At 62.4% G+C, this 26,860-nt stretch carries 26 protein-coding genes; 7 read left to right on the forward strand and 19 right to left on the reverse strand.

Annotated features, from left to right (window positions below):
• Nucleotides 1-9: 9 nt before the first annotated feature.
• From ACSSV3_RS12605 to radA, 12 genes are all read right to left on the reverse strand, one after another.
• A complete protein-coding gene (locus ACSSV3_RS12605; RefSeq protein WP_354326368.1) occupies nucleotides 10-525 on the reverse strand; it encodes a peroxiredoxin-like family protein in 516 nt (171 codons plus the stop codon).
• A 63-nt stretch (nucleotides 526-588) separates the two neighbouring features.
• A complete protein-coding gene (gene rnr / locus ACSSV3_RS12610) occupies nucleotides 589-2,862 on the reverse strand; it encodes a ribonuclease R (RefSeq protein WP_354326369.1) in 2,274 nt (757 codons plus the stop codon).
• A 31-nt stretch (nucleotides 2,863-2,893) separates the two neighbouring features.
• Nucleotides 2,894-3,328 (reverse strand): GxxExxY protein, encoded by a 435-nt coding sequence (locus tag ACSSV3_RS12615; RefSeq protein WP_354326370.1) that lies wholly within the window; start codon nucleotides 3,326-3,328, stop codon nucleotides 2,894-2,896.
• Nucleotides 3,329-3,362: 34 nt separating this feature from the next.
• A complete protein-coding gene (locus ACSSV3_RS12620; RefSeq protein WP_354326372.1) occupies nucleotides 3,363-4,727 on the reverse strand; it encodes a M20/M25/M40 family metallo-hydrolase in 1,365 nt (454 codons plus the stop codon).
• A 178-nt stretch (nucleotides 4,728-4,905) separates the two neighbouring features.
• Complete coding sequence (locus tag ACSSV3_RS12625; RefSeq protein WP_354326374.1) at nucleotides 4,906-5,436, reverse strand: DUF805 domain-containing protein; 531 nt, start codon at nucleotides 5,434-5,436, stop codon at nucleotides 4,906-4,908.
• Nucleotides 5,437-5,448: 12 nt separating this feature from the next.
• Complete coding sequence (locus ACSSV3_RS12630; protein WP_354326375.1) at nucleotides 5,449-6,993, reverse strand: aminoacyl--tRNA ligase-related protein; 1,545 nt, start codon at nucleotides 6,991-6,993, stop codon at nucleotides 5,449-5,451.
• A gap of 58 nt (nucleotides 6,994-7,051) precedes the next feature.
• Nucleotides 7,052-7,627, reverse strand: coding sequence for a polyhydroxyalkanoate synthesis repressor PhaR (gene phaR, locus ACSSV3_RS12635; protein ID WP_354326376.1), 576 nt, complete (start codon nucleotides 7,625-7,627; stop codon nucleotides 7,052-7,054).
• A gap of 85 nt (nucleotides 7,628-7,712) precedes the next feature.
• The gene (gene alr / locus ACSSV3_RS12640; protein WP_354326378.1) at nucleotides 7,713-8,780 is read right to left on the reverse strand and encodes an alanine racemase; all 1,068 of its coding nucleotides are present in this window, start codon (nucleotides 8,778-8,780) and stop codon (nucleotides 7,713-7,715) included.
• Nucleotides 8,773-10,404, reverse strand: a complete 1,632-nt coding sequence (locus ACSSV3_RS12645; protein ID WP_354326380.1) for an MFS transporter — start codon at nucleotides 10,402-10,404, stop codon at nucleotides 8,773-8,775. The genes alr and ACSSV3_RS12645 overlap by 8 nt, the downstream gene beginning before the upstream one ends.
• Before the next feature lie 51 nt (nucleotides 10,405-10,455).
• Nucleotides 10,456-10,896 carry an iron-sulfur cluster assembly scaffold protein gene (locus ACSSV3_RS12650; protein WP_354326381.1) on the reverse strand — a complete coding sequence of 147 codons (441 nt, stop codon included), beginning with the start codon at nucleotides 10,894-10,896 and terminating at the stop codon, nucleotides 10,456-10,458.
• 5 nt (nucleotides 10,897-10,901) lie between these two features.
• Nucleotides 10,902-11,447 (reverse strand): CvpA family protein, encoded by a 546-nt coding sequence (locus ACSSV3_RS12655; RefSeq protein ID WP_354326383.1) that lies wholly within the window; start codon nucleotides 11,445-11,447, stop codon nucleotides 10,902-10,904.
• Nucleotides 11,448-11,458: 11 nt separating this feature from the next.
• On the reverse strand, nucleotides 11,459-12,826 hold the full coding sequence (radA, locus tag ACSSV3_RS12660) for a DNA repair protein RadA (protein ID WP_354326384.1): 1,368 nt from the start codon (nucleotides 12,824-12,826) through the stop codon (nucleotides 11,459-11,461).
• 73 nt (nucleotides 12,827-12,899) lie between these two features.
• Here radA and ACSSV3_RS12665 point away from each other — a divergent pair, with 73 nt between their 5' ends.
• Complete coding sequence (locus ACSSV3_RS12665; protein WP_354326386.1) at nucleotides 12,900-15,215, forward strand: patatin-like protein; 2,316 nt, start codon at nucleotides 12,900-12,902, stop codon at nucleotides 15,213-15,215.
• On the opposite strand, the gene dnaJ is transcribed toward ACSSV3_RS12665, so the two are convergent.
• Both dnaJ and dnaK read right to left on the reverse strand, forming a co-directional pair.
• The gene (gene dnaJ, locus ACSSV3_RS12670) at nucleotides 15,212-16,348 is read right to left on the reverse strand and encodes a molecular chaperone DnaJ (RefSeq protein ID WP_354326388.1); all 1,137 of its coding nucleotides are present in this window, start codon (nucleotides 16,346-16,348) and stop codon (nucleotides 15,212-15,214) included. The genes ACSSV3_RS12665 and dnaJ overlap by 4 nt on opposite strands.
• A gap of 91 nt (nucleotides 16,349-16,439) precedes the next feature.
• Nucleotides 16,440-18,362 carry a molecular chaperone DnaK gene (gene dnaK, locus ACSSV3_RS12675; RefSeq protein WP_354326390.1) on the reverse strand — a complete coding sequence of 641 codons (1,923 nt, stop codon included), beginning with the start codon at nucleotides 18,360-18,362 and terminating at the stop codon, nucleotides 16,440-16,442.
• 176 nt (nucleotides 18,363-18,538) lie between these two features.
• Here dnaK and ACSSV3_RS12680 point away from each other — a divergent pair, with 176 nt between their 5' ends.
• Nucleotides 18,539-19,027 carry a copper chaperone PCu(A)C gene (locus tag ACSSV3_RS12680; RefSeq protein WP_354326392.1) on the forward strand — a complete coding sequence of 163 codons (489 nt, stop codon included), beginning with the start codon at nucleotides 18,539-18,541 and terminating at the stop codon, nucleotides 19,025-19,027.
• Between the two features lie 5 nt (nucleotides 19,028-19,032).
• The gene (locus ACSSV3_RS12685) at nucleotides 19,033-19,524 is read left to right on the forward strand and encodes a vgr related protein (RefSeq protein ID WP_354326394.1); all 492 of its coding nucleotides are present in this window, start codon (nucleotides 19,033-19,035) and stop codon (nucleotides 19,522-19,524) included.
• A gap of 10 nt (nucleotides 19,525-19,534) precedes the next feature.
• Here ACSSV3_RS12685 and ACSSV3_RS12690 read toward each other — a convergent pair whose 3' ends face one another.
• Together ACSSV3_RS12690 and hrcA are read right to left on the reverse strand one after the other, a co-directional pair.
• Nucleotides 19,535-20,110, reverse strand: a complete 576-nt coding sequence (locus tag ACSSV3_RS12690) for a nucleotide exchange factor GrpE (protein WP_354326500.1) — start codon at nucleotides 20,108-20,110, stop codon at nucleotides 19,535-19,537.
• Between the two features lie 15 nt (nucleotides 20,111-20,125).
• Nucleotides 20,126-21,169: a heat-inducible transcriptional repressor HrcA gene (gene hrcA / locus ACSSV3_RS12695; RefSeq protein ID WP_354326396.1), complete on the reverse strand. Its 1,044-nt coding sequence runs from the start codon at nucleotides 21,167-21,169 to the stop codon at nucleotides 20,126-20,128.
• Nucleotides 21,170-21,249: 80 nt separating this feature from the next.
• Here hrcA and rph point away from each other — a divergent pair, with 80 nt between their 5' ends.
• Together rph and rdgB are read left to right on the forward strand one after the other, a co-directional pair.
• Entirely contained in the window at nucleotides 21,250-21,963 is a 714-nt protein-coding gene (gene rph / locus ACSSV3_RS12700; RefSeq protein ID WP_354326398.1) for a ribonuclease PH, read from the forward strand.
• Nucleotides 21,960-22,586: an RdgB/HAM1 family non-canonical purine NTP pyrophosphatase gene (rdgB, locus tag ACSSV3_RS12705; RefSeq protein ID WP_354326399.1), complete on the forward strand. Its 627-nt coding sequence runs from the start codon at nucleotides 21,960-21,962 to the stop codon at nucleotides 22,584-22,586. The genes rph and rdgB overlap by 4 nt, the downstream gene beginning before the upstream one ends.
• A gap of 4 nt (nucleotides 22,587-22,590) precedes the next feature.
• Here the strand turns inward: rdgB and ACSSV3_RS12710 are convergent, their stop codons facing one another.
• Nucleotides 22,591-23,139: a CAP domain-containing protein gene (locus tag ACSSV3_RS12710; protein WP_354326400.1), complete on the reverse strand. Its 549-nt coding sequence runs from the start codon at nucleotides 23,137-23,139 to the stop codon at nucleotides 22,591-22,593.
• A gap of 48 nt (nucleotides 23,140-23,187) precedes the next feature.
• Here ACSSV3_RS12710 and hemW point away from each other — a divergent pair, with 48 nt between their 5' ends.
• On the forward strand, nucleotides 23,188-24,339 hold the full coding sequence (gene hemW, locus ACSSV3_RS12715) for a radical SAM family heme chaperone HemW (protein ID WP_354326401.1): 1,152 nt from the start codon (nucleotides 23,188-23,190) through the stop codon (nucleotides 24,337-24,339).
• Nucleotides 24,336-25,235: a tyrosine recombinase XerC gene (locus ACSSV3_RS12720; protein WP_354326402.1), complete on the forward strand. Its 900-nt coding sequence runs from the start codon at nucleotides 24,336-24,338 to the stop codon at nucleotides 25,233-25,235. The genes hemW and ACSSV3_RS12720 overlap by 4 nt, the downstream gene beginning before the upstream one ends.
• Nucleotides 25,236-25,238: 3 nt before the next feature.
• On the opposite strand, the gene ACSSV3_RS12725 is transcribed toward ACSSV3_RS12720, so the two are convergent.
• Nucleotides 25,239-25,856, reverse strand: a complete 618-nt coding sequence (locus ACSSV3_RS12725; RefSeq protein ID WP_354326404.1) for a DedA family protein — start codon at nucleotides 25,854-25,856, stop codon at nucleotides 25,239-25,241.
• Between the two features lie 10 nt (nucleotides 25,857-25,866).
• The gene (gene gshB, locus ACSSV3_RS12730; protein ID WP_354326405.1) at nucleotides 25,867-26,844 is read right to left on the reverse strand and encodes a glutathione synthase; all 978 of its coding nucleotides are present in this window, start codon (nucleotides 26,842-26,844) and stop codon (nucleotides 25,867-25,869) included.
• Between the last annotated feature and the right edge of the window lie 16 nt (nucleotides 26,845-26,860).

A 26,860-nucleotide genomic window follows, 5' to 3' on the forward strand; every position in this document is an offset into this window, starting at 1 on the left:
TGCCGGTCGTCAGGTCAGCAGACCGCGCACCGGATAGCCTTTGTTCAGAGCATAATCGATGCCCTGCAACAATTCGCCCAGCGGTGGGCGCGTGAATGGCGTGTTCTGAACGCTCGCAAAATACAACGTGCCGTCCGGGCGGACGAGGAACAGCCCCGGTTCGGAAAAAACCGCCGGTTCATCGCTGCCGTCCAGCGCGGATGAGATATAAAGCCCCCATTGGCGCGCGGTTTCTTCGGTCATGCCATAGGCCAGCGGCACATTGCCGGTGTCCCATTTGGCGGCGACGTCCATCGCGCGGTCTTCAGCGTCCATTGATACCGCAACCACATTCACGCCGCGCTGGCTGAATTCATCCTGCTTGCCGGCAAGATCCTTGAGCTGCATCCGGCATACCGGGCAATGCTTGCCACGGTAGAACAGCACGAGCGTGAAGTTTTCGCCGCCATGCTGGGCAAGGTCGAAATGCTCGCCATTGGTCAGCGGAAGTTTGAGTGCCGGTACGGCACTTCCTGGCTTGATCATGATGTTTCTCCTTTACCGTTACGATGTGCGAACGATGTGCGGGGATTGCCAGCCCCTGGCAGGCTATTTTCGCTTTCGCCCCTGATGGCGAATATTTCCCGGGCGACCGCGCTGACCAACGGTGTGATTGCCTTCTTTTCTCGGCGGCCCGCCAGCGCCGCGCCGCCTTTCAGACGAGCGGGTGCCGCGCGGTTCGATGGCGTTGCCGTCAGCGTCCACCGGCACGAATTTGAGCGCGCCGGTGAGCGCATTGGCTTCGGCCAGCTTCAGCTTGACCCGATCGCCCGAGGCATAGGTCTTGCCCGAATCCGTCCCGATCAGCGCCTGCGCCGCTTCGTCGTGGCGGAAATATTCGCCGCCCAGCGTTGAAACCGGCACCAGCCCATCGCCGCCCAACCCGACGATGGTGGCAAAGAACCCGAATGATTGCACGCCGGTGATACGGGTGTCGAACACCTCACCCACCCGCGCTGATAGCCATGCGGCGACATAGCGATCGATGGTGTCGCGTTCTGCCTCCATCGCGCGGCGTTCGGTCTGGCTGATCGCGTCAGACACTTGTTGCAGGCTGGCACGGTCGCGGTCTGACAGGCCAGATGTTGGCGGCAGTGAACCCGGTGGAGCGGGCTGTTCGAGCTTGTATGCCTCCACCAAGGCGCGGTGCACCAGCAGATCGGCATAGCGGCGGATTGGTGAGGTGAAATGGGCGTATGATCCAAGCGCAAGGCCGAAATGCCCGGCATTGGCGGGGCCGTAATAGGCCTGCGTCTGGCTGCGCAGCACCGCCTCCATCACCAGCGCCTTTTCCGCCTCGTCAGTGACGTCCTTGAGCATCCGGTTGAACAGGCCCGGCGTCACCACCTGACCCAGCGCCAGCTTCTTGCCCATCGTGGCGAGGTAATCGCGCAGGGAAATCAACTTTTCGCGGCTCGGCGGTTCGTGGACGCGGTAAACCACGGGGGCGGTCTTGGCCTCCAGCGCTTTGGCCGCGGCGACATTGGCGGCGATCATGAAATCCTCAACCACGCGGTGCGCGTCGAGCCGTTCGCGGATCGCGATTTCGGCGATCTGGCCCTTTTCGTTCAGCACCACGCGCCGTTCGGGCAGTTCGAGTTCGAGAGGATCGCGGGCATGGCGCGCGGCGGCCAGCGCTTTCCATGCGTCCCACAGATGCGCGAGATATGCGGGCGGATTGCCGCTATCAATCGCCTTCTGCGCGTCTTCGTAAGCGATATTGTGCGCAATCCGCATCAGGGCGCGGGTGAAGCGGAAGCTGGTGACCTTGCCTTCGCCGCTGATGTGCAGGTGGCAGACCATCGCCGCGCGGTCTTCACCTTCTTTCAGTGAACACACGTCGGTCGACAGCAATTCGGGCAGCATCGGCACTACCCGGTCGGGGAAATAGACCGAGTTGCCGCGCTTTCGCGACTCGCGGTCAAGCGCAGAACCGGGGCGGACGTAAAAGCTGACATCGGCGATGGCGACGAGCGCATTGAACCCGCCCTGCCCATCCGGCTCGGCCCAGATCGCATCATCATGATCGCGCGCGTCGGCGGGGTCGATGGCGACAATCGGCAAGTGGCGCAGGTCTTCGCGGGCCTTTCCTGACAATTTGACCTTCGCCGCACGCGGCGCTTCTTCCAGTGCATCATCGGGGAAGACGTTCGGGATGCCGTGCTTGGCAATGGCGATCAGGCTGAAGCTTTTGGGCGCGAGCGGATCGCCCACCACTTCGATCACCTTCACGCCCGCGCGGTCAGAACGGCCAACCCGTTCGGCGATCACCAACTGGCCTTCTTCGGCCTCACCCAGATCGGCAATCGGAGTGGACTGGCGCACGCGCTTGTCCACCGGCGCGAGCCACGCCTTGCCGGTCTTGTCCTTTTCGACAACGCCCATCAACCCCTCGGTGCGAGAGGGCAGCTTTTTCATCGGATGTGCGATCCAGCCGCGATCCGTTTCCTCGGTTCGGGCGAGGATACGGTCGCCGCGCTTCAAGGCGGGCGGGCGCTTCACACCGGGGCGCGGGCGCGGTTCGCGGATGGTGAGGCGCGGCGGCTTACCGGGAGCCTCAGGATCCCAATTGTCCGGTTCGGCGATCAATTCGCCGTCGTCCACATCGACGATCCGCAAGGTCGTGACCTTCGGCACCCCGCCCATGCGGTGAAATGCGGTCTTCTTGCCGTCGATCAACCCGTCTTCGGCCATATCCTTGAGCAGCGCCTTGAGCTTGATCTTTTCGTGCCCTTTCAATCCGAAGGCTTTGGCGATCTCGCGCTTTCCCGCGGGGATTTCGGAGGACTGGATGAAGTCGATCACCTGTTGCGGCGTCGGCATTCCTTGGGGGAGTTTAGGGGACTTGGGCATTTCAATCCTTCGGGTTCGCGCCAAGTCGCCAAGTCGCCAAGGGGGCGGTGTTGTTGATCAGGCGCTTGATTCCGTCCTTGAACAGCGGCGTGCCGAAATTGATCACGAAGCCGAGTGGAAAACCACCCAGTTTGAGATAAGTAAGCGCCTGTTTCGCATGGACGGGTGACGCGCGCTCGACAGACTTGATTTCGATGACGATGCTGCGCTCGATGAGCAAGTCGATTTTATAGGCCGCAGGCAACACGATCCCATCGAAACACGCATCGACCGGCACCTGCCGGTCAACCACAAGACCATCGTGCTCAAGCCGGGCTGCAAGCAAAGCCTCATAGGCGCTTTCGAGCAGACCAGGCCCCAGATCGCGATGCAGCCGAAAAGCCGTGTCGACAATCGTACGAGCCAGCGCGTCCAACTCAGCATGCGGCTCCTTCATCTTGGTGCCTTGGCGACTTGGCGCGAACAAGAATTCATCGCGCCACCGGCTCGAAGGCACCGCCGGGAACCGCGCTGGAGACAGGCGAGCAGAATTCGCCCGCGCAAGCGGCAACACCGAACAGCCAGTCGTCACCGCGCAGCTTCTTGATGTGGCTGAAATCGCGTGCCTGCGCTGCTGCCGCGTCATTATCGGCCTTGCTGCCATCGATATAGACGAGGGTGAAATCCTTGCCCCATGCGGGCGCATCGGTCGCGCGGGAAACGACGGTGTAGACGCCCGCGCCCGGGACTGCCTTCCACTTGATCTCGGTATCCACCCGCACCGCCGCATCCATCGTTACCTTGGGCGGCATCGGTGCGCGGGCGAGCGCGTCCAGTGCCCGCACGTTCAGCCGCGTCACCCCGGCGAGATAGGCAAAGTCCATCTCTTCAATAGTGTCACCGTAAAACACGCCGTCCTCCGTGCGCAGGTCCTGATGCTGGTGATCGAAGTCCTCGACGCCGACGGTGAAGCGGATCGCGGGGTAGCCTTTTTGCAGGAACGGCACCTGATCCCCGCCGCGCCCCATGCGGTCAGTGCGCCAAATCTGGCGAACTTGCAGGCCATCAGGGTGCTTCTCCGCCAGCCCCGCCACCCAGCGCGACAGGTTGCGTCCCGGCGAGTCATTCTCGCCCCCGAACCGGCTTTGCGCCGCACGAAGATCATCATTCAGGTCAGCGCGCGGGCCTTCGGAGAACACGCGCACCACCCGCGGCTCGCAATAGCCATCCTTGCCGCAGGAATTGCCGACGATGTCGTTGTTGAGCACGGCCTTGACGGTGAAGCCCTGCGCGGTCACCCAATCGGCGAGGATGCGCCCGCCATACAGGCCCTGCTCCTCGCCAGAGAGCAGCGCGTAGATGATCGTGGTGGGGTATGCCGTGCCGCTAAGCGCCCGCGCCGCTTCGATCACCAGCGCGGTGCCTGACCCATCATCATTGGCGCCCGGCGCATCGGAGGTCGCGTCCATCGGATCGGTCACGCGGCTATCAATATGGCCTTGCACGATCACGACTTCGTTCGGCCGTTCGCTGCCGCGCTGAATTGCCACCGCATTGCGCACCAGCGTCGGCACAGGAATGCGACGACCGCTCACTGTCTCACCCACAGGCAGCACCTCAAGGCAACCGCCGCAGGTTTCGCCAATCTGGCGGAACTCCTCTAGCCCCCAGTTGACCGCCGCGCCGATGCCGCGTTCGGGATCGTCTTGTGCCGATAGCGTATGGCGGGTGCCAAAACTGACCAGTTTCTCGACATCGCCGCGCAGGCGTTCTTCAGAAACGCTGTCAGCAGGGTGGGTCTGTGCGGCGAGCGGTGCGGCGGCAAGGGCCGCGAGCAAAAGGGCGCGTTTGATCATGTGAGGATGTTTTGCCGGAACTCTCAGACAATGCAACCTTGGTGCAACCTTGGTGAGTCCCCGCGAAGGCGGGGATCTCAGGCAAAATTGCTCAGACCCGCCCGAGGCCCCCGCCTGCGCGGGGGCGCACTCAGGATCAGTAAGCGCGCGCGATCAGGATGCGTTAGGCAGGTCCGAGTCAGCCTGCCTTGCTGGGTAGGGCACCGCAGATGATCACCACCAGATAACCGAGCCAGCTGATCATCCCCAGTCCAGCACTGGATAAGGCCGCCTCGTTTAATGCCTCGAGATTGCCGGTCGCCATGATCGCTTGCATCGTGCTGGCCGACGAAATGCTGTTATAGACCGTAAACAGCGTAGTCGCGACGGGGATCGCTGCAATCGCGATTGGCAATGCTGCATCGCGTAACCGACGCACGAATGTCGCGATGTAAAGGCCAAGTGTGATCAGCGAAATGGCCGCGCCGATCCACGCTTGGGTCGGCAGGCTTTCTGCCATCTGCTGCATGATCGCCGCCTCGTTGATCCCGTCGGACCTCGATTCGATCATGGCACCGATGGAATTGGCAGCAAATATTCCAGAAATAATCATGCTGATGACAACATTTATCACCACCAGAAGCAGCACATAGTACCAAAATGTCGGACGTGTATCACGACCAGCAAAGTTCGCTAGGTTGGCCAGGCAATAACGAATGGACTCGATCATCTCTGCACTCCCTCAATAGGCGCGGGCGACAAGAATTCGTTCAACCGCACAGTTCCCGGTGAATATGCACTGCCCAGATGCCTCGGCAGAGGCGCGCGGCACATTGCGAATCGTAAGTTTGTGCATTTTCAATGTTTCGACAATCTTGTCCAGCACCGCGCCGGTGGGCTTGGCCCATTCAACCTCGACCCAGCCGGGATATTTCCCGCTGTTTTCGAAGTGGCTGACCACTGCCGCCCAATCGGCAACATCGCGTCTGATATTGGCGTCGCGGCGGGCGCGGGCTTCTTCGTAAAGCGCGGTCTGGATTGTTTCGAGCAGTGCGCCTGCCCCCGCCACGAAATCGGCATGGGCAGGATAGGAGAAAGCGGGCTTGCCATTCTCCACATTCCACAACTGATCGCGGCGCAGCACCGCCAGCTTGCCCTCGGCCATGTCGCGCGGGCCGACTTCGATGATCACCGGCGCGCCTTTGCGCACCCAGTCCCAGCGCTTGGCGGCCGCCTTGCCCGGTTTCTTGTCGAGTATCACCCGCACCCGCTCACCCAGCGCGGATTGGCCCGCGAGCGCGGCGCGCACGCCTTCGCAATAGGCGAGCAGTTCGACATCCTCGGGTGCCTCGCGCAGCATCGGGATAATCACGATCTGTTGCGGCGCAATCGCGGGGGGCACGCGCAAGCCGTCATCATCGCCGTGGGTCATGATTACCCCGCCGATCAGCCGGGTCGAAACGCCCCAGCTGGTGGTGTGGCAGAACTGCTGGGCACCCTCGCGATCCTGAAACTGGATGCCCGCTGCGTGCGCGAAATTGGTGCCGAGATAATGCGATGTGCCCGCCTGCAGCGCCTTGCCATCCTGCATCATCGCTTCGATCGACCAGGTTTCAACCGCACCGGGGAAGCGTTCATTCTCAGGCTTCTCGCCCGCAATCACCGGCAGGGCAAGATCATCCTCGGCGCAGGCGCGATACATTTCCAGCGCGCGGTGGGTTTCTTCCAAAGCCTGTTCGCGGTTCTCGTGCGCGGTATGGCCTTCCTGCCAAAGGAACTCGCTGGTGCGCAGGAACATCCGCGTGCGCATTTCCCAGCGCACCACGTTGGCCCATTGGTTGGTAAGCAGCGGCAGATCGCGCCACGACTGGATCCAGCGTGCCATCGCATCGCCGATGATCGTTTCGGACGTAGGGCGCACCACCAGTGGTTCTTCAAGCTTTGCTGCGGGATCGGGGATCAGTCCGCCCTTGCCATCCGAAATCAGCCGATGGTGGGTAACAACCGCCATTTCCTTGGCAAAGCCTTCGACGTGCTCAGCCTCGCGCGTGAAATTGGCGAGCGGGATGAACAGCGGGAAGTAGCAGTTCTGCACTCCGGCGGCCTTGATCCGGTCATCCATCAGGCGCTGAATGCGTTCCCAGATGCCATAACCCCACGGCTTGATCACCATGCAGCCGCGCACACCCGATTCTTCGGCGAGATCAGCGGCGCTGATAACTTCCTGATACCACTTGGCGAAATCATCTTCGCGCTTGATCGTAAGGGCGTGACGGATTTGGGACACCAACGAATTCCTGACTAAGCTTAAACGGCCAAGCGCCGCAGGCGCGCCGCGCTTCGCGTTATTTGCCCAATTCGTCCAGCTTCTTTTGCATCGCGGCCATCTGTTCGCGAAGCACGGCCAGCTCATCATTGGCCGGATCATTCGGGGCTGCGGGCTTGTCTTTTGGTTTGGACGCGCCCGGCAGAAACACATTCGCCGCCGCGCGCATCATCGCCATGTTGGTTTCATGAATCGCGGTGAAGGGATTGCTGGCCATGCCCTTTTCAAACACTTCGCGGATTTTGGATTGATTTTCGCGGAAATTGGCCATGCTGGCTTCAAGGTATGATGGCATCATCGCCTGCATCGAATTGCCATACATTCCGATCAGTTGGCGCAGGAAGCTGACAGGCAGCATCTGTTCGCCATTGGCTTCTTCGTCCATGATGATCTGGGTCAGGATCGAATGGGTGATGTCATCACCGCTCTTGGCGTCAATCACCTGAAATTCGATGTTTTCGCGGACCATTTTGGCAAGATCGTCAAGCGTGATGTAGCTGGATGACGAGGTGTTATAAAGCCGACGGTTGGCGTATTTCTTGATAATGATGGCATCGCCTGCCTCGCCCGATGCTGCTTTTGCTCTGCCAGCCATTGTATTTCCGACCTTGTAAGATGACACTGAATTGTCGTCTTAGCACCCGCACAAGCTGCGGTGCAACATCACCTTGATGAACCGGTCAGGACTGGCGCAGGCGCTGGCCGATTGTGGTCAGCATTTCATAAGGCGACAGAGCATTTTGCCGCGCAGCATCGGCAATGTCCCAAGGCACGCTCAGCCAATCTCCGGCGGACAAATCGGGGGCTGCGGTGAGGTCGACCACCACCATGTCCATTGATACTTTGCCGAGGATGGGGAGGAGGCGGCCTTTGTGACTGAACGCATTGTCGGCGCCGCGGCTGCGCAGGAATCCGTCGGCATAGCCCATCGCAACAGTGCCCACCCGCATTGGTGCAGGGGCGGTGAAGGTAGCGTTGTAACCGACACTATCTCCGTTACGCAGTGTCCGGGTTTGCAGAATAGCGGCCTCGACCTGCGCGACCGGTTGGATCAATCCGGTGAGTTCCCCGCGCGGCACGCCGCCATAAAGCGCAAGGCCGGGGCGTGTCAGATCAAGGGCATAGTCCGTGCCAAGCGCGATCCCGGCGCTGTTGGCGATGCTTAAACGCTGGTGCGGGATGACCGCCGCGACGCTGTGCAAAGCGGCAAGTTGGCGCGGGTTCATCAGGCTGTCTTCATCTGCGCAGGCGAGGTGGCTCATCAGGATATCGACCGCAAGTGCCACAATTCTCTGGTCTTCTGCCTCGTCTGGCGCGATGCCGAGACGGTTGATGCCGGTGTCGATCATCAGGTGGCAGTGGCCGCCCCCGCTGGCGCTCCATAGCGCGGCTTGATCAAGCGAATTGATGACCGGAACCGCGCCGGAATTGCGCGCATAGGCGCATTCGGCCTCGCTCAAAACACCATGCAAAACAGCGATTTGCGGTGCAGGAACGTGGCGAGCAACGGCTGCCACCTCGCTCCAATGCGCGACAAAAAACGTCTCGCACCCCGCATCGCGCAGCACCGGAACGCAGGCATCGACGCCCAAGCCATAGCAATCCGCCTTGACCGCAGCCCCGGTTTTAGCCCCGACCGAGAGTGCATCTAACGCGCACCAATTGGCAGCAAGCGCCCCCCTATCAACGGTCAAGCGCAGGCTAGGCGGGGGCAAAACCGGCCTATCTTTCGGCGCCCCGTCAATCATCAGCGAAATCTTTGGGCGGCCCGGCGGGAATCCCCCACCACGCCACCACCAGCCCGAAAGCGACCACCGCGATGGTGTACCACAGCCCGGCATATATATCGCCGGTGCGGGCCACGATCACGCCAGCGATCAGCGGCAGGAAACCGCCCAGATAGCCCGCGCCGATATGGTAGGGAATGGACATTGACGAATAGCGGATGCGCGGCGGGAACATTTCCGACAGCAGCGCCGCGACCGAACCATAGGTCAGTGCGGACAACAACCCGAGCGCCAACAGCACGCCGACGATCCCGATCAGGTTGGCGGTGGCCGGACGCTGTTTGGCGAAATCAAACCCATATTCTGCCAGCGCCGCATGAATGCCCGCCCGCCGAGCTGCGCCATCGCTGAACCACGCAGGATCAATCGCCACCGGGTTGTCGCCTGCGGAAAGCGTCACGGTGTCGCCCGGCGTCAGGGTATAAGGAACGCCCGAGGCCGTCAGCGTTTCCAGCACCTTGCCGCAATCGGTCTGATCGCGTTGGAACAATTCGGCAAAGGGATCGGTCTGGCACTGCGGCCCGCTCACCACAATCGGCGTGCGCTCCGCCGCGTCGGCCAGCGCGGGGTTGGCAAGGCTGCCCATCATCCAGAACAGCGGGAACAGCAGCGCCAGAGACGCAACCGCGCCGATCATGATCGGCAGTTTGCGCCCGACCCGGTCAGACCATTTGCCCACCGCCACATAGAACCCCATCGACATCAGACCCGATACCAGCAGGATCAACTCCACCGTCAGATCGTCGACATGCATCGGCCCGCGCAGAAAGCTCATCCCTGAAAAGAACGCGGTGTACCAGATCGTTGTCAGGATGCCGGTGATGCCGAACAGCGCAACGAAGATGCGCTTGCGATTGCCGGGATAGGTAAAGCTTTCGACAAACGGATTGCCTGCTGTTTCGCCCGCTTCTTTCATCGCCTGAAACACCGGGCTTTCCGACAGTTTCAATCGCATCCAAAGCGAAATCCCCAGCAGGATGATCGACAGCAGGAAAGGCACACGCCAGCCCCATTCCTCAAACGCTTCGGCCGGGATCAGGAACCGGCAGGCGAGCACCACGATAATCGACAGCACAAATCCGCCGACAACGCTGGCCTGAATGAAGCTGGTATAAAACCCGCGTTTTTCCGGCGGCGCGTGTTCGGAGACATAAATCGCCGCCCCGCCATATTCACCGCCCAGCGCCAACCCCTGAAGGATCCGCAGAAATATCACGATAATCGGCGCGGCAACGCCGATGCTATCAATTGTCGGGATCAGGCCGACCCCGGCGGTGGCAATCCCCATCAGCGTTACCGTGACAAGGAAGGTGTATTTGCGCCCCAACCGATCACCCAGAAACCCGAACAGAATTGCGCCGAGCGGGCGGAAGGCGAAGCCGACGGCGAACGTTGACCACACCAGCAACAGGCCCAGCGTTTCGTTATCGGTGGCGTAAAACGCATCCTTGAGGATGTAGGCGAGCGTGCCGTAGATGAAGAAATCGTACCATTCAAAGATGGTGCCCGCGCTGGATGCGCCGATCACCAGCCGGATTTCCTTCTCGCTCGGCTCGCGATCCGCGAGCGCCTGCGCTTCAGCCATGTTTCTCTATCCCCTTCGCGCAGCCTTTACAGCGGCCTTGTTGTTCAATCCCTAGCCGCAGGCCGCGCCGCTTGAAAGCGCCATGCAGGCAGCCTTCCACGGCAACAATAATGCACCATGGCGGCCAGTGTGCTCGCGCGCGGGAGCCAACACAGCCAATCCGGGCCACGGCGGCAAAGGCCCCTCGCCTGCCAGCCAGTGTTCCAGCGCTTTGGTTGTGGTGGTGATGGAGCCTGCGTCGGCGCCTGCTGCACCTTCGGCCAGTAGCGCCGCCGATGCCTGACCAATGGCGCAGGCGCTGATCTGCATCCCGATCCCGGCGATGCATGCCTGCTGATCCAGTGCCAATCCGATCGTCACGGCACTGCCGCAGGTGCGCGATCTGGCTTCGGCCTGCAATGGCAGCGCAGGGTTGAACGGAAACCGCGCCAACCCGGTCGCCAGACCAAGCAGCGCGGGCGAATAGAGCTTCGCCGGGCGCGTTGCTGTCATGGCGATCAGCCTGCCGCCTTGGCCGCTGCGGCTTCCTGCGCTTCGGATTCGCGGCGCAATTCATCACGCCGCACCGCAATCATCGGCAACAAATCGCGTGAGAACGTATCGGCGGCAGGATAGGTGCGCGCGGTGGTTATCCAGGTGGGCCGCCCCTTGTAACCCCACGAATCGTCAAACCCGATCGCCAGCAGCGAAAACGCGAAAATCGCGATCAGCACGCCTTTGATCGCGCCAAAGCCAAAGCCGAGCACACGATCAATCGGGCCGAGGATCGCGCCATCTGACGCGCCGCTTGCCGTGCCGATGATCACCTTCATCGCCGCATAGGGGATCAGCAACAGCAGCACGAAAGCCAGCAGCGGGGTCGTAGGTTCAGCGCTGTAAACATTGCGCAGCCCATCGGTCAGCACCGGATGCATGAAGTGGAGCGCGACTGCCGCCATGATCCACGATGCAAGCGACAGCACTTCCTGCACCAATCCGCGCATGAATCCGCCCACTGCGGCAACGCCAATGATGATCAGGATGATGATGTCAAAGCCGGTCATGGCCGTCAGGATTATGCGTTACCCATCACCTGGTCAACGAGGTTCGCCAATTGTCCCAATCCGCGAAACTCCGCTTCCGGTGCGCCGTTCGCCGCACCCGCCGGGCCATAGCAGCGGACAAAGCCCAGTTTGGCCGCTTCGCGCAGGCGCAGCGGAGCATGGGCCACTGGGCGAATCTCGCCCGCCAATGACACTTCCCCGAACCACGCCGCCTTGTCAGGTAGTGGCCGATCGGCCAGCGCCGATACCAGCGCCGCAGCCACCGCAAGATCAGCCGCCGGATCGGTCAGGCGGTATCCCCCGGCGATGTTCAGATAGACCTCGGCCGAGCTGAAATTCAGCCCGCAGCGCGATTCGAGCACCGCGAGCAGCATCGCCATGCGCCCGTTATCCCACCCCACCACCGCGCGGCGCGGGGTTGCGCCCGATTGCAGCCGGACGATCAGCGCCTGAATTTCCACCAGCACCGGGCGCGTGCCTTCCAATGCCGGGAATACCGCGCTGCCCGCCAGCGGCGTATCGCGGCCCGACAGGAACAGCAGCGAAGGATTGGCGACCTCCTCCAGCCCTTCGTTCGCCATCGCGAACACGCCGATTTCATCGACCGCGCCGAACCGGTTCTTGAGCGCGCGCAGGATGCGGTATTGGTGGCTGCGCTCGCCCTCGAAACTCATCACCACATCGACCATGTGTTCGAGCACGCGCGGCCCGGCGATGGTGCCATCCTTGGTCACATGGCCGACCAGCACCACCACGCAGCCAGTTTCCTTGGCATAGCGGATCAGTTCGAGCGCGCAGCCGCGCACCTGGCTGACCGTTCCCGGCGCGCCTTCGATGGTGTCGGAATGCATGGTCTGGATCGAATCGATCACCAGCAGCGCGGGCGGATCGCCCTCACCTAACGTCGTCAGAATATCGCGCACCGATGTTTCCGAAGCGAGCCGGATCGGCGCATCTGCCACCCCCATGCGCGATGCGCGCAACCGCACCTGCCCGGCGGCTTCCTCTCCGCTGACATAAACGACATCATTGCCGCCCCGCGCAATTGTGGCGGCGCATTGCAGCAGCAGGGTCGATTTGCCGATTCCCGGATCGCCGCCGATCAACACCGCGCTGCCCGGCACCAGACCGCCGCCCAGCGCGCGGTCAAATTCCGCCATCCCGGTCGATTTGCGCACCGGAAGCTGCGTCGGCGCATTGAGCGGTTCGAACGCCACCGCCCGCCCGCCGCGCGAAAGGTCATGCTTTTGCGAAAACACCGTGGCCGGAACATCCTCCACCAGCGTGTTCCACGCACTGCAATCGGCGCATTGCCCCTGCCAACGCGGGGAAACCGACCCGCACGCCTGACACACAAACCGCTTTTTTGATTTCGCCATGCGCGATTCTGTAACCAGAACAGATAAAGAACGCAATTGCATTGGAGAGCGATTGCACGTTAGGAACCCCTTCATGCGCCAAAAAGAACTGCGTCTTGCCCTTGTCTGCTACGGCGGCGTCAGCCTGGCGGTATATATGCACGGCATCACCAAGGAAGTGTGGCACCTCGCCCGCGCAAGCCGGGCGTTCCACCATCCGTCTGACGTGACATTGGGCGGGGTGGCGGCGGCCTATCGCGAATTTCTTGAAGCGATTGAGCGCGATCACGGGCTGAAACTGCGGGTGCTGCCCGATATCCTCACCGGGGCGAGCGCAGGCGGGATCAACGCGGTGTTTCTGGCGCAGGCGATCCATGCCGGGCACAGCCTTGAACCGCTGACCGACCTGTGGCTCGAAAACGCCGATGTCAGCAAACTGACCGATCCCGATGCCGAACCGATGTGGCGTTATGCCAAGTTCTGGGCGCAGCCGATTGCGGAATGGGTGCTGCGCAGACCGGGCAACGCGGTGAGCGCCACCGTCTCACCCGAAACCCGCGCCGAGGTGCGGCGCAAGGTTTCGCGGCTGGTGCGCGGGCGCTGGTTCAGTCCGCCATTCTCCGGGTATCAGTTTTCGGCGATGCTGTATGAGGCGCTGGGTAAGATGGCGGCAGAAGGCGATGGCATCGCGCTGCTGCCGCCGGGCTATCCGGTTGATCTGGCGGTAACTGTTACCGATTTTCGCGGTCATCCCGAAACTCTGCGGCTCAATTCCCCGCCGCAGATTGAAGAAGCGGAGCACCGCCTGCCAATCTGTTTCCGCGCACGGGTGGGCAATGATCCTGCCATTGGCCTTGCCGACCGGCTCGAACTGGTGCTCGCCGCGCGCGCCACGGCGAGCTTTCCGGGAGCATTTCCCCCTCTCACTCTGGCAGAGATTGACCACCTGGCCGAGGCAGAAGGCCATCACTGGACCTCGCGCGGGGCATTTCTAGGGCGGATTATGCCGACCCATGTTGCACGCGGGACGGTTGACGACGTGGCGCTGATCGATGGATCGGTGCTGGTCAACGCACCGTTCGGAGCGGCGCTATCCGCGCTGCATGGCCGCCCGGCGCAACGCGAGGTCGACCGGCGGTTCGTCTATCTCGACCCGCGCCCCGATGGCGGCGGGATCGATCCCGGCACCCGCACCGCCGAAGTGGGATTTTTCGGGGCGATTTTCGGTTCGCTGTCCACCATCCCGCGCGAACAGCCGATCCGCGATGATCTGGAACGGATCGATCAGCAATCGCGCGATGCGGCGCGGCAGAAGCGGATCGTGATGGATTTGCAGACCGATATCGACCTCGCGGTGGAAAAGCTGTTCGGCTACACCTTCCTGCTCGACCGGCCGACGCCCAAACGGCTCGCGGGATGGCGGGCCAAGGCGCAGCAGGCCGCAGCCGAGCGCGCCGGATACGCATTTGGCGCCTATGCCCTGACCAAGTTTGAAGGCATCCTCGATCAACTCGCGCGGTTGACGCTGAAGGCCTCCGGGCAGGCTCAAGGTGATCCCGCGCCGATCATTCATGCTTTGCGCGGCGAGATGGAGGCACGCGGGCTTGATCGGCTTACCGATGAACATGGCGGTGCAAATGTGGGTGCGATCACGTTTTTCCGTGCGCATGACACCGGGTTTCGCATGCGCCGGTTGCAATTGCTGGCGCGCAAACTGGCGCGTGACTGGCAGCTTGATCCCGACATTTCCGACGAAGCGCTCGACCTAGCACGTGACCGTCTCTACGAGATACTCGCGCTCTATTACCGCGCGGATGATGGCGTGCTGCAATCACCGCGGTTCGCGCAACTGGCCGCCGATGCACGGCAAGCCCCCGGCGCGGTGCTAGATTTCCTCGCCACCGAACGCCTGTTGCCCACGACCGACCTGGCCGCTGAAGAACTGCTGATCGATGCGCTTGAAGATATGCCCAAAAATCTCAAGCGGCGGATGCTGCTGACCTATCTGGGCTTTCCGTTCTACGATGTCGCCACCCTGCCCCTGTCGCGGCGTGAAGGGCTGGATGAATTCAACCCGGTCAAGATTGACCGCATCTCGCCCGAAGACGCACGCAGCATTCGCGAAGGCGGCACCGCGGCGACCTTGCGCGGGATCGAGTTTTATAATTTCGGTGCGTTCTTCAGCCGCGATTACCGTGAGAATGATTACCTGTGGGGGCGCCTGCACGGGGCCGAACGGATGATCGATCTGGTTGCCTCAACCGTCAGCGGGGGGATGCCGCGCGAAGCCATCGACGCTGCCAAATGCGCAGTATTCCTCGCCGTGCTGGACGAGGAGGAGGGGTTGGGACGCTGCGGGCGCGGGCTGATCGGGCAGATCCGCCTCGAAGTGCGTGAGCGGTTGGGTTAACCCCCGAAGACTTCCTTGAGCTTATCGAGAAACCCGCGGCTTTCGGGGCATTCATCACCGGTTTCGGTGGCGCGGAATTCTTCGAGGATTTCTTTCTGGCGGCGTGAAAGCTTGGTCGGCGTTTCCACCGCGATTTCGACCACCAGATCACCCCGCCCGCGCCCTTGCAGCACCGGCATTCCCGCGCCGCGAATGCGCAACTGCTTGCCCGACTGAATCCCCGCAGGAATATCCAGCCGATTGGTCGAACCATCCAGATCGGGAATCTCGACGCAGCCGCCCAATGATGCGGTGGTGAAGCTCACCGGAATGCGGGTGGCGAGCGTGGTGCCTTCGCGTTCAAACACCGAATGCTGCGCGACGTGGAGGAAAATATACAGATCGCCAGCAGGCGAACCGCGCTGGCCAGCCTCACCCTTGCCTGACAGGCGGATGCGGGTGCCGGTATCAACCCCGGCGGGAATATCGACGGAAAGCGTCTGGGCCTTGTCCACCCGACCTTCGCCCCGGCAATCGCGGCACGGGTTTTCAATCACGCTGCCGCGCCCGTTGCAGGTGGGGCATGGCCGTTCGATCACGAACAGGCCTTGCTTGGCGCGCACACTGCCGTTGCCGTGGCACAGGTTGCACTGGCGTTCGCTGGTGCCGGGCGTGGCGCCGCTGCCCTTGCAGGTGTCGCAGGCTTGCGAAACTTCGATTTCGATTTCGGTCGATTTGCCGTGGAACGCTTCTTCAAGCGTGACTTGCATATCATAACGCAAGTCTGCGCCGCGCCGGTTCTGCTGTCGCTGCGCGCCGCCGCCAAAGGCACTGCCGAAAATCGTTTCGAAAATATCGCCAATATCGGCAAAATCGCCGCGCGCGCCGCCGCCAAAACCGCCACCGCCGCCATTCATTCCCTGCGTGAACGCCTCGTGGCCGTAGCGATCATAGGCCGCGCGTTTTTGCGGGTCTTTGAGGCAATCATAGGCCTCGTTGATCGCCTTGAACTTGGCCTCGCACGCGGTATCGCCCGGATTGCGATCCGGGTGGAACTTCATCGCGAGCTTGCGATAGGCGCTTTTCAGCGTCGCGCCATCCGCATCGCGGGCGCATTCGAGCGTCTGGTAATAATCAATCTGGGCGCTGGACATAGTCTTGACCTATTCCCCGTGACCACTGCCCGCCGCCGCGCCGGATAGATAATCCGGTCGCAGCGGCAGGTCAGCGGGATGCATCGGGGCGTTAGCCCTTCTTGTCTTCATCAACCTCGGAGAATTCGGCGTCGACAACGTCTTCGTCAGCGGCGGTTTCGGCCGCAGCTGGCGCGTCGCCATCGGGGCCTGCAGCCTGCTGCTTTTCGTAGATCTGCTGGCCCATCTTCATCGCAGCTTCGGTCAAGGCTTGCGCCTTGGCGTTGATGTCATCAGCGTCTCCGCCTTCAAGTGCGGTTTTGACCGCCGCAATCGCAGCCTCAACGTCGGACTTGGTGCCAGCGTCGATTGCATCGCCGTGTTCTTCCAGCTGCTTTTCGGTCGCGTGAACAAGACTGTCGGCCTGGTTGCGCGCTTCGGCAGCAGCGCGGCGCTTCTTGTCTTCCTCAGCGAACTTTTCAGCGTCCTTGACCATCTGATCAATGTCGTTGTCGGTCAAACCGCCCGACGCCTGAATCTTGATCGTCTGTTCCTTGCCGGTGCCCTTGTCCTTCGCCGCGACGCTGACGATGCCGTTAGCGTCGATGTCAAAGGTGACTTCGATCTGCGGCACGCCGCGCGGGGCCGGAGGAATGCCGATCAGGTCGAAATTGCCGAGCAGCTTGTTATCCGCCGCCATCTCGCGCTCGCCCTGATAGACCTTGATCGTCACCGCGTTCTGATTGTCTTCGGCGGTCGAATAAGTCTGGGTCTTCTTGGTCGGGATGGTGGTGTTGCGATCGATCATGCGGGTGAACACCCCGCCCAGCGTTTCAATGCCGAGCGAAAGCGGCGTCACGTCGAGCAGCAGCACGTCCTTGACATCGCCCTGCAACACGCCCGCCTGAATGGCCGCGCCCATGGCGACGACTTCATCCGGGTTGACGCCGGTGTGCGGTTTGGTGCCGAAGAACTGTTCAACCACTTCGCGCACGCGCGGCATCCGGGTCATCCCGCCGACCAGGATTACTTCGTCGATCTGGTCTTTCGAAATGCCAGCATCCGCCAGCGCTTTCTTGCACGGGTCAAGCGTGCGCTGGATCAGCGCGTTGACCATCTTTTCCAGATCAGCGCGGGTGATGGTTTCCACCAGATGCAACGGGGTGGTGCTGCCACCTTCCATGCGTGCGGTGATGAACGGCAAGTTGATTTCGGTCGAAGCGGCGCTCGACAGTTCAATCTTGGCCTTTTCGGCAGCTTCTTTCAGACGCTGAAGCGCGAGCTTGTCGGTCTTCAGGTCCATATTTTCCTTCTTCTTGAAGGAATCCGCCAGGAACTCGACGATCGCGTTGTCGAAATCTTCGCCGCCAAGGAAGGTGTCGCCGTTGGTCGACTTCACTTCGAACACGCCGTCGCCGATTTCGAGGATCGAGATATCGAAGGTGCCGCCGCCAAGGTCATAGACCGCGATGGTCTTGCCTTCGTCCTTGTCCATCCCATAGGCGAGCGCGGCTGCGGTCGGTTCGTTGATGATGCGCAGCACTTCAAGCCCGGCGATCTGCCCGGCATCCTTGGTCGCCTGACGCTGGGCGTCGTTGAAATAGGCCGGCACGGTAATCACCGCCTGCGTCACGGCTTCGCCAAGATAGCTTTCGGCGGTTTCTTTCATCTTTTGCAGGATGAAGGCGGAAATCTGCGACGGGCTGTAATCTTCGCCGCCCGCGTTCACCCAGGCATCGCCGTTCTTGCCCTTGGTGATGGTGTAGGGGACCAGCTCCATGTCTTTCTTGGTCAGCGGGTCTTCAAACCGGCGACCGATCAGGCGCTTGATCGCGAACAGGGTGTTGTCGGGGTTGGTCACCGCCTGACGCTTGGCCGGCTGCCCAATCAGGCGCTGGCCATCCTTGGTGAAGGCGACGATTGACGGCGTGGTGCGCGCGCCTTCCGAATTTTCAACCACCTTGGGTTTGCCGCCATCCATGACCGCAACGCAGGAATTGGTGGTGCCGAGGTCGATACCGATTACTTTACCCATGTTTACCCCATCCATCTGGACAATTGTTGGACACCGCGCCGATGCGCTTCCCCGGTATGGGCAAAGCGCGTTGGCGGCTCGATTGTGAGCGCGATATAGGTGCGGTTTCGCTTGGCACAAGAGACAGGCGGCCCTAGTTTTGCGGCCAATCCACAAGGGAGACAGTTGAAGTGACAATGATGAACCGCGCCGCCTGCACTGCATTTGCGGCGTTTTGCCTGTTGGGATTGGCTGCTTGCAATCAAGGCGATACGGGCGCGCCCACAGACTCCGCGTCCCCGGTTCTGGTCAAAGGCCTGTCAATCACCAATCCCCGGCTGGTGCTGGCCCCGGTCAAAGGCAATCCGGCGGCGGTCTATTTCGATCTTTCCTACGCGGGCGCAGACGGCCTAACCCTCAACACCGTAACGGTTGAAGGCGCGGGAATGTCGATGATCCACCAGACAGCCGAAAAAGATGGCGCAATGACGATGACGGAAGCTGCGCCGATTGCTTTGACCACCGGTGCGCCGGTCAGCTTCGCGCCGGGCGGGCTGCACGTAATGGCGATGCAGCCTTCGGATGCGTGGCAGCCGGGCGGCACTGTCAATGTCACACTCTCCCTGTCGGATGGCACGACGCAGAGCTTTGCCGCAGATGTGCGCGCCGCCGGGGAAGAACGCTGAACGCTTTGGATGCCACTCTGCATATCTGCCCGGTCGGCGGGGAGCGTTCGTTGTCGCCGGGCGAGGTTGCGTTGGCCCGCAGTGTTTTTGGCGATGCGATTGACTACGCACAGGTGCGGATCAAGCGGCGCAAGTTCTTTCCGTTCCACCCCCGCAAAGTCACAATGGCCCCGCGCGGCCACCTGCATTTTCACCCGGCCGCGCACCATTACTGCGATGATTTCGCCGCCGCGTCGCTAAGCCTGCAAGCGCATTTCATTCACGAAATGGTGCACGTCTGGCAGACCCAGACGCGCGGTGAATGGTATCTGGTGCTACGCCGCCACCCGTGGTGCCGTTATGACTATGCGATCAAGCCGGGCTGGCGGCTGACCCAATACGGGATCGAACAGCAAGCCGAAATCGTCCGCCACGCGTTTTTGTTGCGAAAGGGGGCGAGCGTAACCGGCGCGCCCCCGCTGGCGATTTACGAGGCGATTTTGCCCTTCAATCCCTGACGCAAACGCCCTATTCCGCCGCCTTTGCCACCGCCACCATTGCGGCGCGCAGCAGGCGGTCTTTGATCATCCAGCCTGACTGCATTTCCTGCACCACCGTGCCGGGTTCGTGATCGGCGCTTGGCACCTCCAGCATCGCCTGATGCTGGTTCGGATCGAGCGGCAGGCCGACAGCCGCAATGCGGGTGATGCCGTGGCTGGCGAACACCTTTTCCAGCTCGCGCTGGGTCGCCTCGATCCCGGTGACCAGCCCCTTCATGCTGTCATCGGTGCGCAGGCTTTCGGGGATCGCCTGCACGGCGCGTGAAAGATTATCCGCCACGCTCAGGATATCGCGGGCAAATCCGGTCGCGGCATAGGCGCGCGCTTCGTCCTTTTCACGCTCCAACCGGCGGCGCACATTGTGGGTTTCCGCCTTGGCGTAGAGCACTTCCTGCTTGGCGCTTTCCAGATCGCGCTTGAGCGATTCGAGCGCCTCGGTCAGCGTATCCGCCTCGGCCTCATCGCCGCCTTCGCGCAATTCCTCAGGCACGCCCTTCAATTCGTCTTCAGCCGCCTGATCCAGCGGCTTTTCATTCTCGGTCATGTCGTGTGCTTCCATTCAAGCGATCAGCTTGCCCAATGAACGGGCGGTCAAATCCACCATGGGGACAACCCGCGCGTAATTCAACCGCGTGGGGCCAATCACCCCCAGCACACCGACCACCCGCCCTTCACGATCACGATAGGGCGAGGCGATGACGGATGAGCCGGATAATGCGAAAAGCCGGTTTTCGGAACCGATGAAAATGCGGGTCGCATCGGCCTCACGCGCGGAATCGAGCAGGCTGGCAACCGATTGCTTGTCCTCAAGATCTTCGAGCAAGCGGCGCACGCGTTCAATATCGCCCAGCGCGCTTTCATCGAGCAGGTTGGCCGCGCCGCGCACGATCAACACCGGGCGCGCGGCGGCATCCTCGCTCCATACCGCCAGCCCGCGTTCCACCAGATCGCGGCTCGCGTTATCGAGCTGCGAGCGCCCTGCGTTGATTTCAGCGCGCATCGCCTGCGCTGCCTCTGCCAGCGTCCGGCCCGCAAGCCGCGCGGTGATGTAATTGCTCGCCTGATCGAGCGCGCTAGCGCTGATCGCGCCGCCAATCGTGACGATGCGGTTTTCAACCCCGCCATCTTCGCCCACCAGCACGGCGAGCGCGCGGCCCTGCCCCAGATCGACCAGATTGAACTGCGCCAGCCGCTGTTCACGCGGGGCGACCAGCACCATCCCCGCTGCGCCCGACAGGTCTGAGAGGATCGCGGATGCCTGCGCCAGAGCCGCCTCAACCGGCCCCGCCTCGGCCAAGCGCGCCTCGATCGCGGCCTGTTCCTGCATCGTCGGTTCGGCCACGCGCATCATCCCGTCGACGAAGATGCGCAATCCCGCGTCGGTCGGCAGCCGCCCCGCGCTGGTATGCGGCGCGGCAAGCAGGCCTGCGGATTCGAGATCAGCCAGCACCGACCGGATTGATGCGGGCGAGAGGTTGAGCGTTCCATCCGCTGCCAACGTCTTCGATCCAACCGGCTGCCCGCTGTCGATATATTCCTCCACCACCCGGCGAAAGATTTCGCGGGCGCGGGCGGTCAGTTCGGTTACGGGGAGCGAGGTCATGCCTTTATTCTTTAGTCTTTGCGCTTGCGGCGACAAGTGGCCCGCGCCTATTGCCCCGCATCACATCAACGGAGAACCCCATGCGCCCTTCAGGACGCGCGCCCGATGAAATGCGCGCCATCACCATCGAAACCGGCTTTACCCGCCATGCTGAAGGATCGGTGCTGATCGGGTTTGGCGATACCAAGGTGCTGTGCACCGCCAGCGTCGAACGCGGGGTTCCGCCGTGGATGCGCGGCAAGGGTGAAGGTTGGGTGACGGGCGAGTATTCGATGCTGCCGCGCGCGACCCACACCCGCGGGCAGCGCGAAGCGGCCAAGGGCAAGCAATCGGGCCGCACACAGGAAATTCAGCGTCTTATCGGACGTTCTTTACGCGCCGTGGTGGACTTGCAAAAGCTGGGCGAGCGCCAGATTACCTTGGATTGCGACGTGATCCAGGCCGATGGCGGCACGCGCACTGCGGCGATTTCGGGCGCGTGGATTGCGCTGCGGCTGGCGATCAACGGCTTGATGGCGTCGGGCGATATCAAGCATGATCCGATTCTTGCGCAGGTGGCCGGGATTTCGTGCGGGATATTCAAGGGCACCCCGGTGCTCGACCTCGATTATGACGAGGATTCGAACGCCGAAGCCGATGGCAATTTCGTGCTGCTGACAGGTGGTAAAATCGCCGAAGTGCAGGCCACGGCCGAGGGCGCAACCTATGACGAGGAAGCCCTGCTACGCCTGCTGCGCCTCGCCCGCATGGGCTGCGACCGGATTTTCGCCGCGCAGTTGGACGCGGTGAAATGACACGCCGCCTCGGCTCAGGTTCCTTGGTGATTGCCACGCATAATGCGGGCAAGCTCAAGGAAATCGGCGCGCTGCTGGAACCTTACGGGGTGAAATGCCTGTCCGCCGGGTCGCTGGGCCTGCCCGAACCGGCTGAGACCGGCACGACCTTTGTGCAGAACGCCTTGCTAAAAGCGCGCGCGGCGGCGGAGGCTTCGGGATTGGCGGCTCTGGCTGACGACAGCGGGCTGTCCGTGGCCGCGCTCGATGGCCGCCCCGGCGTTTACACCGCCGACTGGGCCGAACGGCAGTGGTTCGAAGGCGCGCCGGGCCGCGACTGGTATATGGCGATGGGCAAGGTTGAAGGGTTGCTGGCCGAACGCGGGTCGGACGTTGATCGCAGCGCCGCGTTCCATTGCGTGCTAGCGCTCGCCTGGCCTGATGGAGAATACGCCATATACGAAGGCCGCTGCGACGGCGCGTTGACATGGCCTCCGCGCGGGACGTTGGGCTTCGGCTATGATCCGGTGTTCGTGCCTGCCGGGCGCAGCCAAACCTTTGCCGAAATCGCGCCGGAGGAAAAACACGCGATCAGCCACCGCGCCGATGCTTTTGCCAAGTTGGTCGCTGACCAATTCGGCTAAACGCTCAACGGCGTGAGAGTCGCTCTGCCGGGTCGAGCCGGGTGCCCATCACATTGCCAGCCGGCCAATAGCGGCACACCAACACTTCATGGCGGTGATTGCGCGCGGTGGCGCATCCCACCTCCTGCGTTTCGGGCCAGATGATCTGGGTATAATGCCCAACGTCGCTCCAGCGCCCGGTGTGCGAAACGTGGGGAAAGGTGCCGGGACGAAAATCGCGCTTTTCGGCCACGAAATAGGAAATCATCTGCCACGGGGAGTAGTGATCCCGCGTGCCGCTCCACAGGTTTTCGCCCTGCCCGCCGCGCAAGTGATCGGGCGTGTGTTGAAATGTGCGGCGATCGGCAAGGTGCGTCGCCCAATCCCCGGCATCACGCGCCAGCGCATTGCTCCAGCGCAGCGGCGCAAGGCCAACCTCCGCGCGCGCGGCGTTATGGGCGGCGAGCCATTCGCGCTCGGCCGCCTGCGGCTCGCGCTGCTCTTGCGGCATCGCGGGCATAGCTGTCATAAGCAGTGCAAGGCCAATGGCGCGCACGAGATGGGTTCCCTTCATGCAATCATTCTATGATCCAACGGTTAATCAGGGCTGAAAATCCCGATCATGGCCCGCGCGCTTTATATTCATTGGCCATTTTGCGCCAAGAAATGCCCCTATTGCGATTTCAACTCGCACGTTCGGGCCGGGGTCGATGTCGCGGCGTGGCAGGCGGCGCTGATTGCGGATATGCGCGCCGAGGCTGCGGTAGCAGGCGGAGAGCCGCTGACCTCGATCTTTTTTGGCGGCGGCACCCCATCGCTGATGCCGCCTGCACTGGTTGCGGCATTGCTGGTCGAGGCGGAAGCCCTGTGGGGGTTCGCGCCGGACATCGAAATTACGCTGGAGGCCAACCCGTCATCGGTCGAAGCCGCCAATTTCGCGGCTCTGGCAAGCGCGGGCATCAACCGCGTCTCGCTCGGCGTGCAATCGCTGGATGATGCGGAACTGCGGTTTTTGGGGAGGCTACACGGGGCCACGGAGGCGCTAGCGGCGCTCGAAACGGCACAAGCCCACTTCAAGCGTGTGAGTTTTGATCTGATCTACGCCTTGCCCGGCCACACGCCCGAATTGTGGCATGATCGGCTGACCCGTGCGCTGGCATTAGGCACCGGGCACCTGTCGCTGTATCAACTCACCATCGAACCCGGCACCCGCTTTGCCAGCGATGTGCGGCGCGGGCGGCTGATCCCGCTGGATGATGACGCCGCTGCCCAATTATTCACCATCACCCAAAACCTGACGCAAGCGGCGGGCCTGCCTGCCTATGAAACGAGCAACCACGCCCGCATGGGTGAGGAAAGCCGCCACAATCTCGTCTATTGGCGGTATCAGGATTATGTCGGGATCGGCCCCGGCGCGCATGGACGGCGCGGGGGCATGGCGACGGTGCGGCACAAGAAGCCCGAGAACTTCCTTTCCGCTGTCGCGCGGCAGGGCGACGGGATTGTCGAGGCGCGAAACCTGTCTGTGCCCGAGCAAGCGACCGAGGCGTTGCTGATGGGGCTGCGGCTGACCGAGGGGGTTGACCTTGCGGCGTTGACAGCGCGGTTCGGCCTGCCCCGTGCCGGGTTGATCGAGGACGCCGCGCTCACCCGCCTGATCACGCTTGGCCTGATGTGGCAGGATGGCACGCGCATCGGGGTCGCCCTGCCGGGCCGCGCGCTGCTCGATGCGCTGCTGGCCGAGGTGGTGGCCGATACGCTGGTGGCGGCATGAGCGGCGCATCCTTGGCCGAGCAATGGCGCGCGCATCTGACGGACAACCGCCGCCGCTCACCGCATACCGTGCGCGCCTATGTCGCGGCGGCACAAAGGCTGGTGGCCGCCAACGCGCTGGAAAGTTGGGAGGCGGTTGCCCGCACCGAGGCACACCATCTGCGCACCTTCCTCGCCGCGCGCCGTGCCCAAGGATTGGGCAATGCCAGCGCCGCGCGCGAACTTTCCGCGCTCAAAGCCTTCATCGCCTTTGCCCGCCAGCAAAGCGGCGATCCCGACCCCGCCCCGCCCCGCCTGCGCGGCCCGCGCCTGAAGAAAGGTCTGCCGCGCCCGGTAACGCCTGATGAGGCGGTAAACCTTGCCGCGATGGTCGATGGCACCGCGGCCACCGACTGGATCGGCGCGCGCGACCGGGCGGTGTTGTTGCTGATGTATGGATCGGGCCTGCGCATTGCCGAGGCGCTGTCGCTGACAGGGCGCGACGTGCCGCTGGGCGACGTGCTGCAAGTCACCGGCAAGGGCGGAAAACAGCGCATGGTGCCGGTGCTGCCGATCACCCGCGCGGGCGTGGCTGAATATGTCCGCCTGTGCCCGTGGCCGCTGTCCGCCAATCAGCCGCTGTTTCGCGGGGCCAAGGGCGGGGCGTTGTCGCCCGGCATGGTGCAGCGCGCGATGGCGCAGGCGCGGCGCGCATTGGGCCTGCCCGATACCGCCACGCCCCACGCGCTGCGGCATTCGTTTGCCACGCACCTGCTCAGCGCCGGGGCGGACTTGCGATCGCTTCAGGAATTGCTCGGCCATGCGTCGCTGGGTTCGACCCAGATTTATACCCGCGTCGATGCTGCCAGCCTGCTGGAAAATTACCGCAATGCCCACCCACGGGGCGGCAAGGTATAGCGCCTATTCCTCAGGCTCGAACGCCTTGACCGGCTTCCACGTCACCACGCGGTAGATGTAATAGGCCACGCCCAGCACCACGATGGCGACGATGACATAGCCCGCAGTCGACTCGTAGCGGTCAATCACACCCGCCAGCGCCCGCCCGCCAAGGATCAGCAACCCGTTCCAGATCAGCGAGCCGAGGAAGGTGAACAGCGCGAACCGCCACAGCTTCATCTTCGCCAGCCCGGCAGGCAGCGACACGATGGTGCGCAGCAGCGGTGAGAACCGCAGCAGGAACACGATCCAGTCGCCATATTTGCGGAAAATGTCGCGCGCCTTGGTGAATTCATCCCATTCGAATGTCAGCCAGCGGCCCCAGCGATCAATCACGCGCTTAAGCTGATCCTCGCTCCAGCGCGAGCCGAGCCAATACCAGAACAGATTACCCGCCAGTGTGCCCGCCGTGGCGATGATCCACAGCGTGATCCCGTTCATCTTACCCTGTTCCACCAGCACCCCGGCAGCGCCAAGGATCACCTCCGACGGGATCGGCGGGAACACGTTTTCAAGGATCATCAGCACAAAAATGCCGAGATAGCCGCCCTTGTCGAGCAGCCCGAGCAGGAGTTCGGTCATTATGCCTCTACTATTTGCCGGGGGCTGCGATGCCGCGTTCGGCCAATCGCCGCTCGATCGCGTCCCAGATCATGCCCGCCGTATCGGTCTGGTTGAATTTGTCTATCGCCACGATCCCGGTGGGCGATGTGACGTTGATTTCGGTCAGCCATTTTCCGCCGATCACGTCAATCCCGACAAAGGTGAGGCCAAGCCGTTTGAGATCGGGGCCAAGCGCATCGCAGATTTCCTGTTCGCGCGCCGATAATTCGGTTGGTTGTGCGCTGCCGCCCATGGCGAGATTAGAACGAAACTCGCCCTCCCCCGGTAGCCGGTTGATCGCGCCTGCCACCACGCCATCAATCAACACGATGCGTTTATCGCCCTGCGCCACTTCGGGCAGGAAGGGCTGCACCATATGCGGTTCGGGCCAGGTCTGGTTGAACACTTCGAACAAAGCGGAGAGGTTTTCGCCGTTCTCTCCGATGCGGAAAATCGCCTTGCCGCCGTTGCCGTGGATCGGCTTGACCACAATCGCACCGTGCTTGGCCATGAAGCGCCGCACTTCATCGACCGAGCGTGTCACCAGCGTCGGCGGCATGAAGCGCCGGTAATTGAGCACCATCACCTTTTCGGGCGAATTGCGGACATTGGCCGGATCATTCACGACCAGCGTTTCGCGCGCTATGCGTTCGAGCATATGAGTGGCGGTGATATAGCCCATGTGAAACGGCGGATCCTGCCGCATCAGCACCACGTCGACATCCTTGCCGAGATCGAGCCTGACCTGCTTTCCGCGCGTGAAGTGATAGCCCTCCACCCGCTGCACTGTTACCGGGAACGCGTGCGCGAACAGCCGGTCATCCTCGTCCAGCGTCAGGCTTTCAACATGGTATTCGTAAATGGCGTAGCCCCGCGCCTGCGCAGCCAGCATCAGCGCGAACGAGCTATCGCCCGCAATGTTGATCCGGTCGATGGGGTCCATCTGGACGGCAATGCGCAATGTCATTCAATCAACTCCGATG

It is taken from the genome of Porphyrobacter sp. MBR-49 (assembly GCF_053628655.1).